Source organism: Edaphobacter sp. HDX4, assembly GCF_036877565.1.
Taxonomy (GTDB): domain Bacteria; phylum Acidobacteriota; class Terriglobia; order Terriglobales; family Acidobacteriaceae; genus Edaphobacter.
In genome coordinates, this window is sequence record NZ_JAEDXW010000109.1 from 1 (window position 1) to 253 (window position 253).

1 pseudogene is annotated in these 253 nt (G+C 60.9%); it reads right to left on the reverse strand.

The window, feature by feature from the left end:
• Nucleotides 1–218 (reverse strand): annotated as a pseudogene (locus JAO29_RS23270) (SDR family oxidoreductase); the annotation flags it as partial.
• Between the last annotated feature and the right edge of the window lie 35 nt (nt 219–253).

Below are 253 nucleotides of genomic sequence, written 5' to 3' on the forward strand. Positions count from 1 at the left end.
GGAATCGATCTCGGCGTCGGAAGAGACGTCGCACTGGTAGGTCTTGGCGGCGGGTAGCTCCGCTGCGAGGGCGTCGGCATCGCGCTGCAGCCGTTCGCTTTGATAGCAGATCGCGAGGGTCGCGCCGCCTCGGCGAGTTTCTGCGCGATGCCCCAGGCGATACTGCGCTTGTTTGCGAGGCCGAAGACGACGGCGACTTTACCCTTGAGATCGATCATGATTCCAGTAGTTCTCCTCTGAAAAATTCCCTGCT